The organism is Chryseobacterium sp. SIMBA_029, assembly GCF_046535275.1.
Lineage (GTDB): Bacteria > Bacteroidota > Bacteroidia > Flavobacteriales > Weeksellaceae > Chryseobacterium.
In genome coordinates this window covers 374,013-388,131 of the sequence record NZ_JAWRXA010000004.1, presented here as the reverse complement: position 1 = coordinate 388,131, position 14,119 = coordinate 374,013, and the positions used below count along the sequence as shown (strand labels likewise).

17 protein-coding genes are annotated in these 14,119 nt (G+C 37.3%); 7 read left to right on the top strand and 10 right to left on the bottom strand.

Going from position 1 to position 14,119, the window contains the following annotated elements:
* Window positions 1-56 precede the first annotated feature (56 nt).
* From SB679_RS09575 to SB679_RS09560, 4 genes are all read right to left on the bottom strand, one after another.
* Window positions 57-830 (bottom strand): DNA-formamidopyrimidine glycosylase family protein, encoded by a 774-nt coding sequence (locus SB679_RS09575; protein WP_410702023.1) that lies wholly within the window; start codon window positions 828-830, stop codon window positions 57-59.
* A 127-nt stretch (window positions 831-957) separates the two neighbouring features.
* Complete coding sequence (gene ligD / locus SB679_RS09570) at window positions 958-3,657, bottom strand: DNA ligase D (RefSeq protein ID WP_410702022.1); 2,700 nt, start codon at window positions 3,655-3,657, stop codon at window positions 958-960.
* Between the two features lie 83 nt (window positions 3,658-3,740).
* Entirely contained in the window at window positions 3,741-3,938 is a 198-nt protein-coding gene (locus SB679_RS09565) for a DUF3606 domain-containing protein (RefSeq protein WP_410702021.1), read from the bottom strand.
* Window positions 3,939-4,116: 178 nt separating this feature from the next.
* Window positions 4,117-4,713 (bottom strand): Crp/Fnr family transcriptional regulator, encoded by a 597-nt coding sequence (locus SB679_RS09560; RefSeq protein ID WP_410702020.1) that lies wholly within the window; start codon window positions 4,711-4,713, stop codon window positions 4,117-4,119.
* Between the two features lie 438 nt (window positions 4,714-5,151).
* Here SB679_RS09560 and SB679_RS09555 point away from each other — a divergent pair, with 438 nt between their 5' ends.
* On the top strand, window positions 5,152-5,517 hold the full coding sequence (locus SB679_RS09555) for a response regulator (RefSeq protein WP_410702019.1): 366 nt from the start codon (window positions 5,152-5,154) through the stop codon (window positions 5,515-5,517).
* A gap of 184 nt (window positions 5,518-5,701) precedes the next feature.
* On the opposite strand, the gene SB679_RS09550 is transcribed toward SB679_RS09555, so the two are convergent.
* Entirely contained in the window at window positions 5,702-6,718 is a 1,017-nt protein-coding gene (locus tag SB679_RS09550; protein WP_410702018.1) for a hypothetical protein, read from the bottom strand.
* Between the two features lie 145 nt (window positions 6,719-6,863).
* Between SB679_RS09550 and SB679_RS09545 the strand changes: the two genes are divergently transcribed.
* Window positions 6,864-7,166 (top strand): hypothetical protein, encoded by a 303-nt coding sequence (locus SB679_RS09545; RefSeq protein ID WP_410702017.1) that lies wholly within the window; start codon window positions 6,864-6,866, stop codon window positions 7,164-7,166.
* A gap of 180 nt (window positions 7,167-7,346) precedes the next feature.
* Here SB679_RS09545 and SB679_RS09540 read toward each other — a convergent pair whose 3' ends face one another.
* The 3 genes from SB679_RS09540 to SB679_RS09530 form a co-directional block, all read right to left on the bottom strand.
* The gene (locus tag SB679_RS09540) at window positions 7,347-7,793 is read right to left on the bottom strand and encodes a hypothetical protein (RefSeq protein WP_410702016.1); all 447 of its coding nucleotides are present in this window, start codon (window positions 7,791-7,793) and stop codon (window positions 7,347-7,349) included.
* Between the two features lie 18 nt (window positions 7,794-7,811).
* Window positions 7,812-8,360 carry a YcxB family protein gene (locus tag SB679_RS09535; RefSeq protein ID WP_410702015.1) on the bottom strand — a complete coding sequence of 183 codons (549 nt, stop codon included), beginning with the start codon at window positions 8,358-8,360 and terminating at the stop codon, window positions 7,812-7,814.
* Window positions 8,361-8,448: 88 nt separating this feature from the next.
* Window positions 8,449-9,165: an endonuclease/exonuclease/phosphatase family protein gene (locus tag SB679_RS09530; protein ID WP_410702014.1), complete on the bottom strand. Its 717-nt coding sequence runs from the start codon at window positions 9,163-9,165 to the stop codon at window positions 8,449-8,451.
* A 335-nt stretch (window positions 9,166-9,500) separates the two neighbouring features.
* On the opposite strand from SB679_RS09530, the gene SB679_RS09525 reads away from it, so the two are divergent.
* Together SB679_RS09525 and SB679_RS09520 are read left to right on the top strand one after the other, a co-directional pair.
* The gene (locus tag SB679_RS09525) at window positions 9,501-9,785 is read left to right on the top strand and encodes a hypothetical protein (RefSeq protein WP_410702013.1); all 285 of its coding nucleotides are present in this window, start codon (window positions 9,501-9,503) and stop codon (window positions 9,783-9,785) included.
* A gap of 95 nt (window positions 9,786-9,880) precedes the next feature.
* Window positions 9,881-10,912, top strand: a complete 1,032-nt coding sequence (locus SB679_RS09520; protein WP_410702012.1) for a hypothetical protein — start codon at window positions 9,881-9,883, stop codon at window positions 10,910-10,912.
* Window positions 10,913-10,972: 60 nt separating this feature from the next.
* Here the strand turns inward: SB679_RS09520 and SB679_RS09515 are convergent, their stop codons facing one another.
* Both SB679_RS09515 and SB679_RS09510 read right to left on the bottom strand, forming a co-directional pair.
* The gene (locus SB679_RS09515) at window positions 10,973-11,206 is read right to left on the bottom strand and encodes a hypothetical protein (RefSeq protein ID WP_410702011.1); all 234 of its coding nucleotides are present in this window, start codon (window positions 11,204-11,206) and stop codon (window positions 10,973-10,975) included.
* Between the two features lie 181 nt (window positions 11,207-11,387).
* A complete protein-coding gene (locus SB679_RS09510; RefSeq protein ID WP_410702010.1) occupies window positions 11,388-11,909 on the bottom strand; it encodes a hypothetical protein in 522 nt (173 codons plus the stop codon).
* Between the two features lie 475 nt (window positions 11,910-12,384).
* On the opposite strand from SB679_RS09510, the gene SB679_RS09505 reads away from it, so the two are divergent.
* From SB679_RS09505 to SB679_RS09495, 3 genes are read left to right on the top strand one after another with little or no spacing between them, the layout of a single operon-like run.
* Window positions 12,385-12,771 (top strand): single-stranded DNA-binding protein, encoded by a 387-nt coding sequence (locus SB679_RS09505; protein WP_410702009.1) that lies wholly within the window; start codon window positions 12,385-12,387, stop codon window positions 12,769-12,771.
* Between the two features lie 52 nt (window positions 12,772-12,823).
* Window positions 12,824-13,897 carry a DUF932 domain-containing protein gene (locus tag SB679_RS09500; protein ID WP_410702008.1) on the top strand — a complete coding sequence of 358 codons (1,074 nt, stop codon included), beginning with the start codon at window positions 12,824-12,826 and terminating at the stop codon, window positions 13,895-13,897.
* Window positions 13,898-13,952: 55 nt separating this feature from the next.
* Window positions 13,953-14,114: a hypothetical protein gene (locus SB679_RS09495; RefSeq protein ID WP_410702007.1), complete on the top strand. Its 162-nt coding sequence runs from the start codon at window positions 13,953-13,955 to the stop codon at window positions 14,112-14,114.
* Window positions 14,115-14,119: the final 5 nt, after the last annotated feature.

The window sequence follows — 14,119 nt, the reverse complement described above, 5'->3', positions numbered from 1 at the left end:
ATTAGTAAAATGGGATAAATCAAATTGATTTATGCAATAATTCTAATCGCTCAAGCCTATAAGAACAACTCCTGAGCTTTCGTATAATATGTTTTTCTTCCAGCTATTTTTTCCGACAAAATTTCTTCTCCCTTGGGACCTTTTTTGATCTTGGCGCCATGGATCTTCATAAAGTCTATGAGTTCTCCCTTGAGTTCACTGCCATTTTCTTTCCCGATCTTTTCTATTGCAGTATTGAGCACACCACTCATGCTGTTGAAAAGTTTCTTACCTGATTTTTCCGGGATTGCTTTCGCTACGGAAAATGGCGAAATACCGGAATGATAAAGGATTTCATCAGAATAAGAATTACCGATACCCCTGATTAATTTTTGATCCATCAGCACAGTTTTAATCAAGCTTCTTTTTTTGGATAGTAACAATAGAAAATCTTTTTCACTTATTTCCAGTGCGTCTGGAACCGATACAGGCTCCGGGTTCAGAGTAGGCGTAGCTTGTTTTTGCATGTCAATAAGCGCAAATCCCTCTCCCCCTTCAAAATGAAAGCCCATAATCTGGAAACGAGGCGGCTCATCCTGATCTATTTCAATCAGTTCTCCGCGAAGCATCAAATGCAAGCCTAAAACCTCATTACCGGAAAAATGCAGCTGCAAGGTCTTTCCTTCCCTTTTTACATGCAACAGCACCTTTCCTTCAACCGCTGCCTTCAGCGCCTTTGCAGGTACATTAATTTTTTTTGCAACGCTTACATCAAGCGTTTCCAGTGTTTTGCCTTTGTACCTTCGTTCGAGGATCTTGGCAAACACAGTTAGGTCTGGAAGTTCTGCCATAATAAAATGTTTAAATATTTTCTACTGTGACTTTGTTCATGCTCAGGATAGTTCCAATCCTTGCCTCATTTAGAATGATAACAAATATACAGCTGGCAGCACTGACCATGACGATCTGATATCACTATTATCTTTGCACAGCTTTTGCGACTACTTTTTCAAGATCAATACCTTTGCCAAGGACTGCTTTAAATATATCGCCATTACTTTGTAGTCTCTCCAGGGCATTATCTATATTGAAATCTGACATTTTAAGGCCTTTTTTGACTTCATCCCATTCTAGCGGCATTGATACCGTTGCACCCGGCTTTGGTCGTACGGAATAGGCGCACGCGATAGTGGCATGGGGCCTGTTTTGAAGAAAGTCAAGGTACATTTTTCCCTTTCTATTGGAAATTTGCCGCTCAAGCGTAGTGTACTTTGGTAATTCACGGTTAATTAGTGTCACGACAATTCTGGCAAACTCCTTACTTTGCTCATACGAGTATTTATTCCCAAAAGGGATATAGATATGAAGTCCGGTGGAACCGCTGGTTTTACAATAGCTAGGGACGCCCATATCATCTAAAATCTGTTTGGTTACCTGTGCCGCTTCGATCACCTGGTCAAATGAATTCTTGTCAGGATCCAAATCAATAATACAAAAAGTGGGATGATCCGGCTTTTTAACCGTGCTATTCCATGGGTTCATTTCTATACAGCCGAGATTTGCCATGTACAACAGTGTTGCCTCATCTTTTCCTACAAGATATTTTCTTTCCCGATCGTCCGAATCGCTGGTATATAAATAAGTTTCCACCCACCCGGGTGCTTTACCACTTACATCTTTATAATAAAAGCCTTCGCCCTCGATTCCATCGGGAAAGCGGTTCATGCTCTGCGGACGATCTTTTAGATATGGCAAGATGAAAGGTGCCACCTGATAATAATAATTAATCAGATCGCGTTTCGTGATTCCATCCTTCGGCCAGAAAATTTTATCTAAATTGGTGAACTTGAGTTCTTGTTTATTGATTTTTCGAACTTGAGTTTTATCCGTGGGATTAAGTAAGCTCTTGCGGGATGCCTTGGTTCTTGCCGCTACAAGTGGTTTGCCGTTGGCTGTGACCACTTCGGAAATATGCTGCTCTTTTTCCATGATTACATTTTTTGCATTCTTATCATTCCTCATCCCCTTAAAAGATGGGTGCCGCATCACGCCATCGGAAGTGAGTTCGGTAAAACTAACCTCACCAATAAGCTGGGGCTTAAGCCACGTTACGCTAGCATGGGGAGGATTTGGACGAAATCTTGAGGGTTTATTCACGTCTAGTTTTTCACTAAAAGAAGGCTTATCCGTAATCAGAGGCCTAAACTGCTCCATCATCTCATGCTGCATTTTCTCATTAAACCCCGTACCTACTTTGCCTGTATAAACTAACCTTTTTCCCTCATAAACCCCAACCAGTAAGCTGCTGAAAAGTTTACCAGAATCCTCATTTAAAGTAAACCCACCAATGACAACCTCCTGTCGTTTGTTTGCTTTAATTTTTAACCAGTCCCGGGTACGGTCATGTACATGGTACAAACTTTCTTTACGTTTGGCCATGATACCTTCCAGACCCATTTTCTTCGCTGCTTCCAGGAAATCAATTCCGGAAGTCTCAAAATCCTGCGAAAGCAATACCAGATTGTTTTTGGGTAAAATCTCCTGAAGTATTGATTTGCGCTCCCTTAAAGGTAAATCTTTCAAATCATGCCCCTTGTACCACAGCAGGTCAAATACATAATAGAGCAAATCCCCATCCGCCTCGCTCCTCCAATTCTGAAGCGCACCAAAATTGGCTTGTCCGTTTTGCCCAACCACAACGATTTCGCCATCTAATATTGCATCAAGTTTCATGCTTTTCAACGCATCATAAATCGGATAGAATTTTTCATCAAAACTTTTATCATTCCTTGATTTTATATTTACTTTCCCCTTGTGCAGAAACGACACGGCACGGTAGCCATCCCATTTTATTTCATAAAGCCATTCATCACTATCAAAAGGCTCATCTACCAGGGTTGCCAGCATCGGTTCAACAGTTTCGTAAAAAGCCTGCTTCGGAGCACTCTTGAGCATCGTCGTAAGATTAACTTTAGTCTCCTTTTTAGATGACTCCGCTTTAAGCTGTTCATCAATTACCTTTTTTGCCTTGGCAATATTGCTTTTGCTGTCTTTTACGGTACTGTCTTTTTTGATCATGTTACGGCCGTAGACATGGTCTGGTGACTTTTCCATTTGTGCAATTGTTTTACTGGATATTACCGACTTATCCTTTGTGGTAATATCTTTTGTGCTTGCATATTTGTCATCAAGCTTCATCAGCAACCATGCGTTCTCCTGCCTGCCATATGCTTTCACCAGCGCAAATTCTCCTTTTAACTTTTTCCCGTTTAGTTTAAATTTTAACTTGCCTGAATATAATTGATGTAAGAGATTTTTCTCCTGTTTTTTCAGATCCCCTTCTACTGGTTCAGCCGCCTCATAAGTACCCTCATCCCATACAATCACCGTACCGCCACCGTACTGCCCTTTGGGAATAATACCTTCGAAGTCGCGGTAATCATAAGGGTGATCTTCCACCATCATAGCAAGCCGCTTGACATCAGGATCCAGGGAAGGGCCTTTCGGAACAGCCCAGCTTTTTAAAACGCCATCCATCTCCAGCCGGAAGTCGTAATGAAGATGGGAAGCATTGTGTTTTTGAACCACAAATCTGAGTTCTTTTCCAGAAGGACTGCCTCCGAACGGTTCCGGTGTAATCTCTTCAGATCGTTTTGAACGGTATTTAGATAAGCCCATGGTAGTAATTTTAGTTGAATTAATTGCAACGAGGATAAGCTGGAGCGCAGGAAGTTATATGAATACTTCCTGCGGCCGCCACCTTATTTTTTTTTCTCCTGTTTACCCTTTAAGTAGGTTTCCAGGGTTTTCCTGTCGTTGGAACCGGTTGCCCGGATAGCTCCGGTAACTGCCTGCGAGGTCACATTCATCTTGTCTTTGAAATATTTAATTTCGTAATTTTCTGAACCACTGACTTTATTGCGGTCCTGCTTTCCTTTTTTTGATTTGTCGTCTGCCATAATTTAATATTTATGTGATTAATTTGGTTTTAATATTTTCCATATTAGTAGGATCCTAACCCTCCGTTTAGTAAATACAAGACTTATAAAAAAAGGTTTTCACTTTTGTTGTTAAACCTACTTTTCCAAAAGAAAAACCTTCAATTTAATAACAGATTGAGTTCTCTAAATTGCTAGCTTAATAGTAAATTTTACCGGACCGTATTTTAATGACATCCCGATCTTCCAGTTTTTTTACTGTGCGGATAACGGTTTCAACACGCATGCCCAGCAGGTTAGCGATCTGTTGCCGGGTTAGTGGAACGGGATAAGAATATTTCTCATGGCTATGTTCACTCCTTTTATAATAATCAAGCAGGGACTGAACCTTGTGAAGTGTATTGTTTGAGGAATTGTTAAACAGCATTACATAGTCGCGGCACAGCCTGTCTGATAAACAGCGGAATAAATTAAATACTACATCGTTATTTTTTTGAAGCAATTGCATAAAACTAAACTTGGTCAATTTTAAAATCTTGCATTCCGTTCTGGCAATGGCATTCATTAGATAATTATGATCGCTAAAAAGTAAGGACTCACCTATCGCCTGGCCACTTATAAGAATATTTAACGTCACTTCTTTTCCGTCTTCATGGTAGTTGTTTAGCTCAACAATACCATCTACGATCTGCATATAATAATTTGGAAGATCACCTATTTTAAAGATGGTATCCTTCGCTGCAAAATATTCATAACTGGCGCCATTTTCTTTTAATAAATTTTCGTCAATTATCATAATATGTTATTTGTAAGGTTATTTAGAAAGATTTTGTAGTAAAAATTTTGTTTCTTTTTTACAGCAATTAATAGACCATCAACAAATTATAAAAAGACTTTACATACCACATTTAGTCAATCGTATAATTACTACATGTTACCGCTGTTTCAGCATGATCGTGATATAGATTCGATTAAGTTAAAGGTTAAAGATCCATCATCAGCAGACTCCTGAAAAAATCGATGAAGAAATTCTTACACGTTTTTACATGCTTTATAATGCTAAGAACCCAAGGATTTCAGGCACTATGATTTTATATAAATAGCGTCATTGGCATGAAATAAAAAAAAATGATATTATGCTGTTGCTTCTCTTGGTTCCAGGTAAAGATTTAACATGGCTTATACTGCGCCATGTTATAGAGAAAATCCTAACTTTACCTGCAAAAGAAAACACATGCATACCATAATTATACAAGAAACAGATCCTGGTGTTCTGGATGTGCTGACAGAGGCTTTAACAATAGAAGGATTCGATGTTTTGCCTATCCTAAATGTGGAAGAAGATTTTCTTCAGTTAATAGATCTCCATCGCCCTCATGTAGTAGTGTTGGATTACAGGCTTGATGGCAGTATGAGTAAGCAAATCTGCTTTCTAATAAAAGAACAATACCCTCATCTGCCCGTTATTGCACTGAGCTGCAATTACAATATTGACAGACTTTATGGTGAGGGTGGATTTGACGATTATATCCGTAAACCCTTTGATCTTGATAAATTATATTCGGTAATTAAAAAATATATTCCAGAAAATAAAGCATAAGCGTTTCCGCTCCACTATACTCTATTTATCAATCAGTAGCTTTTCTTATAATTCAGAATATAATTCAATTAAATTATTTTCTGAATCCCTAAAGTGCACGGCTCTTATTCCCCAATCCGACATCGATTTTGGTTCTGCTAAAAAATTCACTACCGCCCCTACATTAAACACAAGCTACATTTATCTATCTTATAATTTCAAAATTTGTTTTCTCTTTTGGAATATGAAGATAAAGACTAATGAAATTGGCAATAACATTGCCATCCTTATCTTTATATTTTGACCATAGTGCTGACTCACCTCTTAACCTTTTGTCAGCAGACGTTTGCTCCAAGCGGACCAAACGTCCTCCCCCATACAATACCATTTTATAATTTTCCAGCGGCTGCATCTTAGAGTCTTTTGCAGATCGAGGTTCCAGATAATTCGCCAATGATTCTTCCAAATCAGTTTTAGTACTGTACTCACACTGTGCATTTTCTTTTTCTTTGTTAAATAGCAGTGCAAAAAAATCATCAACTTTTTCTTGATTTTTCATTTGCCAAACCTGCTTGTAGGCATTTTCTGTTTTAGCCAGTAATTCTTTCTGATCCATTTTACTCAGGTCAATACTATTTTCCCAGCCCGTATTTTCATAGGGCAAGGCTGCATCAAACGTAAAACTGTACTCGTAATAATCTTTCCCTTTCCCCACAAAGGTTCTGCCATCTGCTTCCGTTAAGCTGGTATGTGTTATTACTGGTTTCTCGTTTGCAAAGGCATTTTTACCGGTATCCGCCTTGTTACGCTGAAAAACTTCTATTTTTATATTGGTAAAATCCACTAATGTTTTAACACCTTCTCCTTCCTTGCTTTCCGTTTGAGGGTATAATTTATAGGTAATGGTTTGCTTACCTGTTTTATTGATTGCAGAATAAATATCAATAGGCGTTACAACTTGTCCCAGCTCAAAATTATGATATACGGGTAAATCATTCACCAGGATTTCGAAATAACAAGCTTCATGGCTTACAAACAAATAATAAAAGGGTTCATTGGAAGAATGTTTTACCGAACTCAAAAGGGTGCTTACGTAGTTTGAGCTCGTAAGTTTAGGATTCACTTCATCTATTTCCGCTTTGATTTTTTTATTGGAATCAGCGCAACTTGATACTGAAAAGATCAGGGCTAAAACTACAATTGCGTTTTTAAAAATATTCATAGTTAAAGGTTTTTGTGCTAAACATGCAATAATTATACCTTCCTGATTTTCAAACCTTTGTTAAAGTTAAGCGTGGTAATTAGTTTTTTTATAAATTTAAACAATCAAATATTCACTAGATCTGTAACCAAGAATACTTATGTCTATGAGCAAAACCAGTAAAAAATTAATTTTAAGATTAGCTTTTCTAGTTGTTCCCTTTATCATCCTGACTTTGGTAGTGCTCGATAGTCAATCTGGCGGACAGACCGGTGGCGGCGCATATGATTTGACTGGTCTTATATACGGTCTGGTGCTTTTTGCGTGGATTGCCGTGTGGATGCTCTGGATGCTCGTCGCTTGTCTTATCAGCAAAACACCTCCTGACCGAAACATGTACCTTAAACTGTTTCTAATGGGTATAGTGGCACTTGTGGCCGCTTATTTTGTTACCCCCCAAATGTTTTAGATTTCGTATTCCTATATCCAGGCAAACCTAAAAATTTTAAAATTGGGAAAGGAATGTTACTGCACCTCGCTTCCAGTAGTCTGCCTTTACGCTAAATTTCCGATTGAAAAAATCGGAAGATACCGCTGCAAGACGGTTTATTAGCAGAGGTTTGCAAGTATAAAAAATATAATGTGGGGTCTAATTAACATCTACCTCAAAGCTTTCTTCGCTGATTCTTTTAGTAACCTGAAACTTCAACTGCCATTGCTGGTCGACCCAGTCGGTAATCTGATCTCGAAATTCAATTTCAAATTTCGCCAAATCAATTTCATCTTCAATGATGATCAGGTACGCTGCATCCGATATCATTTCAACAGCAACGACTTCCTTTGGCCAAAGTGCTTTGATCTCATTAGATAGCTCCGCAATATTTGCTTGTTCCTGAATAAACATGCCCATATTCTCGATGATATCATCCAAAATTTCATCTCCGCTTGTTTGCGCCCAATGTCCATCTACTTTTTGGATATTACCAATCAGTATGTCTTGAACATAAATAAAATATGGGCCATTCTGGTGTTCCTGGATTATCGTGTAAATGACTTTACGGTTAGCAATGCTCCAGGGGAAATCTAATCTGATCATCTATCGTTGTTGTTTAGACTATCTCCAAACCCAATTTTCATCATTAATGTATTCAATTTGATATCTGGTGCAAACCTCTTGAAAATAGTGCTTTAGTTCATTTATCTTTTCAATTTGGGATTTGGGAAACATTATAAAAACCTGAGTTTTAAGTTTTATAAAAAAATTTTCTTTGGTCTCCGATATGTACTCAAAATTGCTATAAAAAAATTTCGATTCTCCATAAATATTATTACTTTCAAGATAGTCCTCACTTAATGTCGTTCTGTATTCAAGTCCAATAAGTTTTTTATTCTCTTGAGATTTGGAAAGTTTAGTAAAATATTTTTTATAATAAATTTTTAAATATTGTGGAAATAAAATAAAAGTAATAGCTGCAACCACAAAAACTACACCTGCAATAAATTTATTCAGAAACAAAAAAATCAAGGTCAGTAATAGAAAAATTACTCCAAAAAGAATCCTTCCCATTTTTCGCGATTTCTTTAACGGATCTGATTTTGATGCAGAATATAGTAAACTATCCAGAATATTTTTCTCAGTTAAAGTTAGAATGATTTCGTTCATTTTCGAGTTAGTTATCTAGTGGTTGCTAGCAAATCCACAAGGTTCGACCCTTTGCGTTATGAGGAAAATCAAGGGATCTCCGCCCTATTTACTCCTCTTTAAAGGTAACAATTACTGGGACGTGGTCGCTATATTTGGTCCAAAAATCGTAATCGCCAATTTCCACAGACTTAATTTTTTCCAGCAGATCTGCTGAGACAAAGCAATAGTCGATATGATACGGCTTGTCCCTGTGCCGATACATGTAAAGTGTCGGATGCTCTTCTGTTCCCTGCGCTTGCTTATGATGTAAATGATAAGTACTAAAAATCCCTTTATCTTCTAAAAGTTGTACAACACTTGAATGCGTTTTTTCTCTGTGCTGTCTGTCCCAAATTTTGTTACTGTTGAAATCGCCAACAAGAACGGTCTTTGTGCTCGTCAGTAAGGAGTCGTAATAGTGAATAGCTTTCCAAACCTGTTCAATATATTGTCCTTCTCGGTCTGCTGGATTATTAGCCCAAACTGCAAATAAGTTAAAGTCAAATTGTCCACAGGTAACCGCAATTGGAATAATCATTTTCAAATCCTGGTTATGGCCGTCAAGAACCTTGAATCGATAATCACTGTAGGAAAATATTGCAAGTCCTTTATTTTGATTTTTTCCGAACCACAGAACGTCTGTTGGCTTTGGTGTGTCAACCGAAAATAAGAGCTTGCCCGGATGCTCGCATTCGGGAACGATTAAAATGTCCGGCTTATGGGTCAGAATGAAGTCGGCTTTTTTCCTGTAAGCCATATTGCAGTTCCAGGTTATTATTTTCATACGGTATGATGTTATTACATTGATTATTTCTACCTGTCACCAAATATATCGACAATGTTTAATTTCGTTTTATAACTGTTTTAATCTGCCTATTTTCATCATTGCAATAGTTAATATAGAAAAAATATCACACCAGTGAGATATTTTTTTTACAATCATTTAAAGAAAAAACAAATGCGTTAACTACCTAAAGATCAATGGTCAAAAAATTTGCCCTAAACTTTAAATTCTCTATCTTTAATCAAAACAAAATCATAAAATCAACATTTCATATTTCATCTTAAAAATCCGAAAACCAATTTTAAACTATATAATAAACTATTAATCTAAGAAAAATGAAAAAACAACAGCTAAATGCGCTCCTCTCAATAAAGAATGAAGTACTTTCTCGCGCGCAAATGAAAAACATTATTGGTGGAAAACTGCCAGGAGAGGGAGGGCCTGGCGGAAATAATGGTAACCCATGCCCGGAACTTTGCGAACCAGTAGGAGGTTATATTTTTTGTCTCAATCAGGTAACGAATACAATCTCGCCCGGGAATTGTGCCGGCCTGCCTAACTATGACCCAAATAATCATAATTTGTGCATGAACGAAGCAACGGGGAATTTTTGGTGCTAATTAAATTTATAATCAAAAATCCAAGCAGTTAATGCTTAAAAACCTTCCGATTTACTGAATCGGGAGGTTTTTAGTATCTAAGACCCTAACCAATTATGAAACTACGCATCATCCTATTAATTCTAATCCTTCCATTACCTGCCCTTGCTCAAAGAACTGCTAAGGTGGTAATCACCTTTGAAAATTCTAAGTACAGGGTTATTGAAAAACCGTTGTTTATTAAATTTAATAAACAATTCGATCTGACTAAATCGGACCTTGAATTTATGAAAGAATATCTAAGAGATAAATCATCCGAGCAAACTCAGAATTCCGATAGGTTCACCTTAGAAAAAATAGATAATTCTCATTATATTATAAATTATATTTATGATAAGCCTAGTATGGTTTATATTAATCAACGACCAGTTCTGATTACCCCTGGCGATGATGTTAATCTTACCTACAGGGTGATCGTATGGAATGACCAGGAATTCAAAGATACTGTCCAAGCCGCAGGAAATAATGCAATCAACTACACCTTTTCTAATTTTTTTACCCCTAGACGTATAAAGGGTGATCGGTTTCCAGATTTAAGAACGGTAAAATATCAAAACGATCCCCTTGCGTTATATAATGATTTAGTTACTGCTTATGCATTCAGAATGGAATATTACAATTCATTTCTCCAAAAATATCATTATAATAAAGAAATGTTCGCCTACCTGACACGAGCGAATAATATACAGTTTTTGCTCCAGGGATTACAACTTGAAAAAGAAATCGCAAAAGGTTATAAAAACCACTTGCCAGTATTCCGTGACATGTTACACAAAGCTTTTGTAATGACTAAATTTAATCCGGCGGATAAAGATTATAGTGATCGCATGGAGCAAACAATCTATTCTTTTTTTACGAATGTCGCTCAACTGCAGTATAAAAATGTTCAATCAAAGCAATCCTTCGATTCCATATACGAATTCATTGCTAAATACCCTGATTCGTTTGCAAAGGAATATTTTTTATTCTTTCTAGTTTCAGAATATAACGGATCATGGAAAAAATTCAGGACAAAAAGCATGATTACCGAGATAAAACACATTAAGAACCCAGAAATAATTAAGGCCATTGCCAAATATAATTTTTAACTCCTGCAATAGTAATTTTGATTTCTGAATATAAAAATTCGCAATTGCTTGAAACAGCTGTTAACGGTTCGGACGTTTATTTTTTGTGATTAAAATCCTGATGTCTACAAACAAGTAAACACAGCCAGCCACAATTTCTCCACTTCCACGCAGTTTATCTTTCGTAGTCGTCGGGGAACTTGTCAATGTATAAAATCCAAGCCAAATGAGAAATACACAAAATAAATAAGCAAAAACTCGCATAATGCTCATTTTTAAGGTCTGTTCGCTGTTTTCTTTTTCTGAATTTTGCATTTATTTATATTTTGGTCGTTAACTTATTTGTATAATACAGCAGGTTTTTAGCCTGACCGCTAGCCCTTTTGAGTTTTATGATGGTAGAGCAATCGAAGCACAATATTCAGTCTTGGACAAAATTATATAGAAGTCCAGCTGTTCAACTTTGCACTTCCCCCTGGATCGAAAATCTTGTTAGCTACAGTATATTTAATTCTTTTGCGATTTCTAATCTCCAATTGTCCATATCTTCTGATTTTGAGTTATAGTCGTCTATTGGCAAATTTCTTAAGTGAAATAAATCTTCTGATTTGTTAAAGCCAATTCTTGAACCCACAGAAATATATTTTTCCAGATCAATTTCATCATCAATATGGTCGTCATAATAGTCAATCATTAGGTCCATTAACATCAAATCTACGTTGGTTCCATAATCTTTATAAACCTGATCATTTTCAAGTTCAAATTCTATTATTTTTTCGCCTTCTTTGTCAGTAATAAGAACAGTAAAACTTTCTCCACAATCGAAAATAGGAACGATCCGTTTTCCATTTAGTATTTTATAATTCAATATAGTTGGCAAATAAAAGTATGCGCCCTCTACATCTTCAATTCGATATTTTAATTCCGGAATATTTCCAATATTTCTCACAAATACTTCTGATATTCCGAAATTCAATAATTCCTTAACTCTATTTTCTTTAGGTATAATGCTGGTCATAATAGTGTAGCTACTCTGAAATATACAGAATAAAAAAAATATTTCTTTTGGTAAAAATACATGACTCCAAAGAAGCTCAGTGATCTGTTAGTTTTCTTCATAGTTCCAGTTATGTTGTGATATCTCCTTATATATTTTACAAAATTTTACCCCGCTTAACATCCTTTGATATTAATGATTAGCTAAAAATTAGCGGATGATATATTTTCAAACGAAACGGACAAAAAGGCAGCCAAGGTAATGCGGTCAGCCTACCCTTATACCCACCAAAAGACTACGGCATAAACGGTTTCCTCCCCATAAATGGGTCCCCTCCAATTATTCCGTTTCCTTCTGGTTTTTCGCTATTGACCGCAGTAGTTGTCTGCTTTCTTTTTTTCCGTTTTTTCTTTTGAAAAAATTATTTGGAAGGCGGAACGGCAAAACAGAGAAAGACACAGCCAACAGTATTGTATAACATTTAAAATCTAAAGACATGAACATCATCGGAAGACTAACAGCAGATGCAAAAGCAAGCATCCTGAAAGACGAAAGATCAGTCGTAAACTTTTCCATTGCCGTAAACGACAGCTACAAAAACAAACAGGGTGAGTGGATAAACTTAACCGAATACGTAGACTGCTCATTTTGGCAATCGCCAAAGGTAATACCCGTACTCACGCAGGGTACATTGGTAGAACTCACAGGATGGGCAACTGCAAGGGCATGGACAACACAAAGCGGGGAACCTAAAGCAAGAATCAATTTTCACACCTCGCAATTCAAAATTCTAAAAAGGGGTGAAAAAAAAGTGGTGGAAAATGTAACTCAAGAGGATAATCATAGCGGTAGCAACCCCGAAAATGATGACCTCCCTTTTTAATCCACATCAATCAATCAATCAATTCAACACTAACAATTTAAAATTCAATATCATGGCACACAACTTAAATTTCAACGATCAGACAGGTAAATATTCATTTTTCTCTGTACAGCAAAAAGCATGGCACGGTTTAGGGCAAATCGTCGAAAATCACCCCACAAGTGAACAGGCAATTAAACACGCAGGATTGGACTACGAAGTCATCAAAGCCCCCCTATTTACAAAAGGCGGTACAATGTCTATTGACAACGATGGAGAAATCAAAGAACCTTCCGATATCTTACTGCCTAACCATTTTGCGACCTTGCGCACCGACAACAATACCACACTCGGTGTCGTGGGTAAAGACTACCATATTGTACAAAACAAAGAAGCCTTTTCATTCTTTGATGCCATTGTAGGCGGTGGGGACGGAATCCTGTACGAGACTGCAGGAGCATTAGGCAACGGGGAACGTATTTTTATCACCGCCAAACTCCCCGACTATATCCGTGTGGGCAGCGGCGATGATGTAACCGAAAAGTATATTTTCTTAACCACCTCCCACGATGGTAGCGGAAGTATTACTGCCGCCTTTACCCCTATTCGCATTGTTTGCCAGAATACCCTTAACGCTTCATTGCGCAGTATGTCCAATGTCGTACGCATCAAACATACCGCAGGGGCTAAACAACGACTAGAGGATGCCCACAAAGTAATGGGACTGGCAAGCAAAATGAGTACAGAAATGGAAGGGATTTTTAACCAATGGGCAAAAGTGCGTGTAAATGACAAGGAAGTTAAACGCCTTATTCAATTGGCACTATGCCCAAATAAGGAAACATTGGAACATTTGTATAAAGGAAATGAAGATGAAATTTCAACCGTATTCAAAAATACCGTTGAAGATGCCTTTGCTTACGCTATGATATCCGGCAGTCAGCAAATGGACACGACAAAAGGAACTTTGTTCGGGGCATATAATGCCGTGACAGGCTACTATCAGAATGTACGCAGTTTCAAAGATGGCGAAGCCAAATTGCAATCCATTGTCATGGGCGGTACTGCACAAATGAAAGCACAAAAAGCATTTGATTTATGTACCTCTTTTGAAAAAATCGGTACGGATGCACTTTGCTTCAATTAATCTCTAACCAATGGCAACCACCCCACCTGAGTGGTTGCCTTAAAAAACCACAATAATGACAATCGAAATCTATAGAGCCACCCTCAAACACGATAACGGAAATCTAAACCTCTATGTCGTTTCCCTAAGTGGAGAGCAGGGTGCAAAAGAACAGGTTATGACAGCCGAGAAATGCCCCGAATCTGCCATTGTCAAGATAAAAAAAATATCAAAATAACGATA

What these genes read in the sequence shown, in the direction of transcription:
- ligD (WP_410702022.1), bottom strand. Translation starts at nt 3,657, where the DNA reads ATGGGCTTATCTAAATACCGTTCAAAACGATCTGAAGAGATTACACCG.
- SB679_RS09500 (WP_410702008.1), top strand. Translation starts at nt 12,824, where the DNA reads ATGGCACACAACTTAAATTTCAACGATCAGACAGGTAAATATTCATTT.
- SB679_RS09495 (WP_410702007.1), top strand. Translation starts at nt 13,953, where the DNA reads ATGACAATCGAAATCTATAGAGCCACCCTCAAACACGATAACGGAAAT.
- SB679_RS09520 (WP_410702012.1), top strand. Translation starts at nt 9,881, where the DNA reads ATGAAACTACGCATCATCCTATTAATTCTAATCCTTCCATTACCTGCC.
- SB679_RS09555 (WP_410702019.1), top strand. Translation starts at nt 5,152, where the DNA reads ATGCATACCATAATTATACAAGAAACAGATCCTGGTGTTCTGGATGTG.
- SB679_RS09560 (WP_410702020.1), bottom strand. Translation starts at nt 4,713, where the DNA reads ATGATAATTGACGAAAATTTATTAAAAGAAAATGGCGCCAGTTATGAA.
- SB679_RS09545 (WP_410702017.1), top strand. Translation starts at nt 6,864, where the DNA reads ATGAGCAAAACCAGTAAAAAATTAATTTTAAGATTAGCTTTTCTAGTT.
- SB679_RS09510 (WP_410702010.1), bottom strand. Translation starts at nt 11,909, where the DNA reads ATGACCAGCATTATACCTAAAGAAAATAGAGTTAAGGAATTATTGAAT.
- SB679_RS09515 (WP_410702011.1), bottom strand. Translation starts at nt 11,206, where the DNA reads ATGCAAAATTCAGAAAAAGAAAACAGCGAACAGACCTTAAAAATGAGC.
- SB679_RS09525 (WP_410702013.1), top strand. Translation starts at nt 9,501, where the DNA reads ATGAAAAAACAACAGCTAAATGCGCTCCTCTCAATAAAGAATGAAGTA.
- SB679_RS09530 (WP_410702014.1), bottom strand. Translation starts at nt 9,165, where the DNA reads ATGAAAATAATAACCTGGAACTGCAATATGGCTTACAGGAAAAAAGCC.
- SB679_RS09505 (WP_410702009.1), top strand. Translation starts at nt 12,385, where the DNA reads ATGAACATCATCGGAAGACTAACAGCAGATGCAAAAGCAAGCATCCTG.
- SB679_RS09565 (WP_410702021.1), bottom strand. Translation starts at nt 3,938, where the DNA reads ATGGCAGACGACAAATCAAAAAAAGGAAAGCAGGACCGCAATAAAGTC.
- SB679_RS09535 (WP_410702015.1), bottom strand. Translation starts at nt 8,360, where the DNA reads ATGAACGAAATCATTCTAACTTTAACTGAGAAAAATATTCTGGATAGT.
- SB679_RS09550 (WP_410702018.1), bottom strand. Translation starts at nt 6,718, where the DNA reads ATGAATATTTTTAAAAACGCAATTGTAGTTTTAGCCCTGATCTTTTCA.
- SB679_RS09540 (WP_410702016.1), bottom strand. Translation starts at nt 7,793, where the DNA reads ATGATCAGATTAGATTTCCCCTGGAGCATTGCTAACCGTAAAGTCATT.
- SB679_RS09575 (WP_410702023.1), bottom strand. Translation starts at nt 830, where the DNA reads ATGGCAGAACTTCCAGACCTAACTGTGTTTGCCAAGATCCTCGAACGA.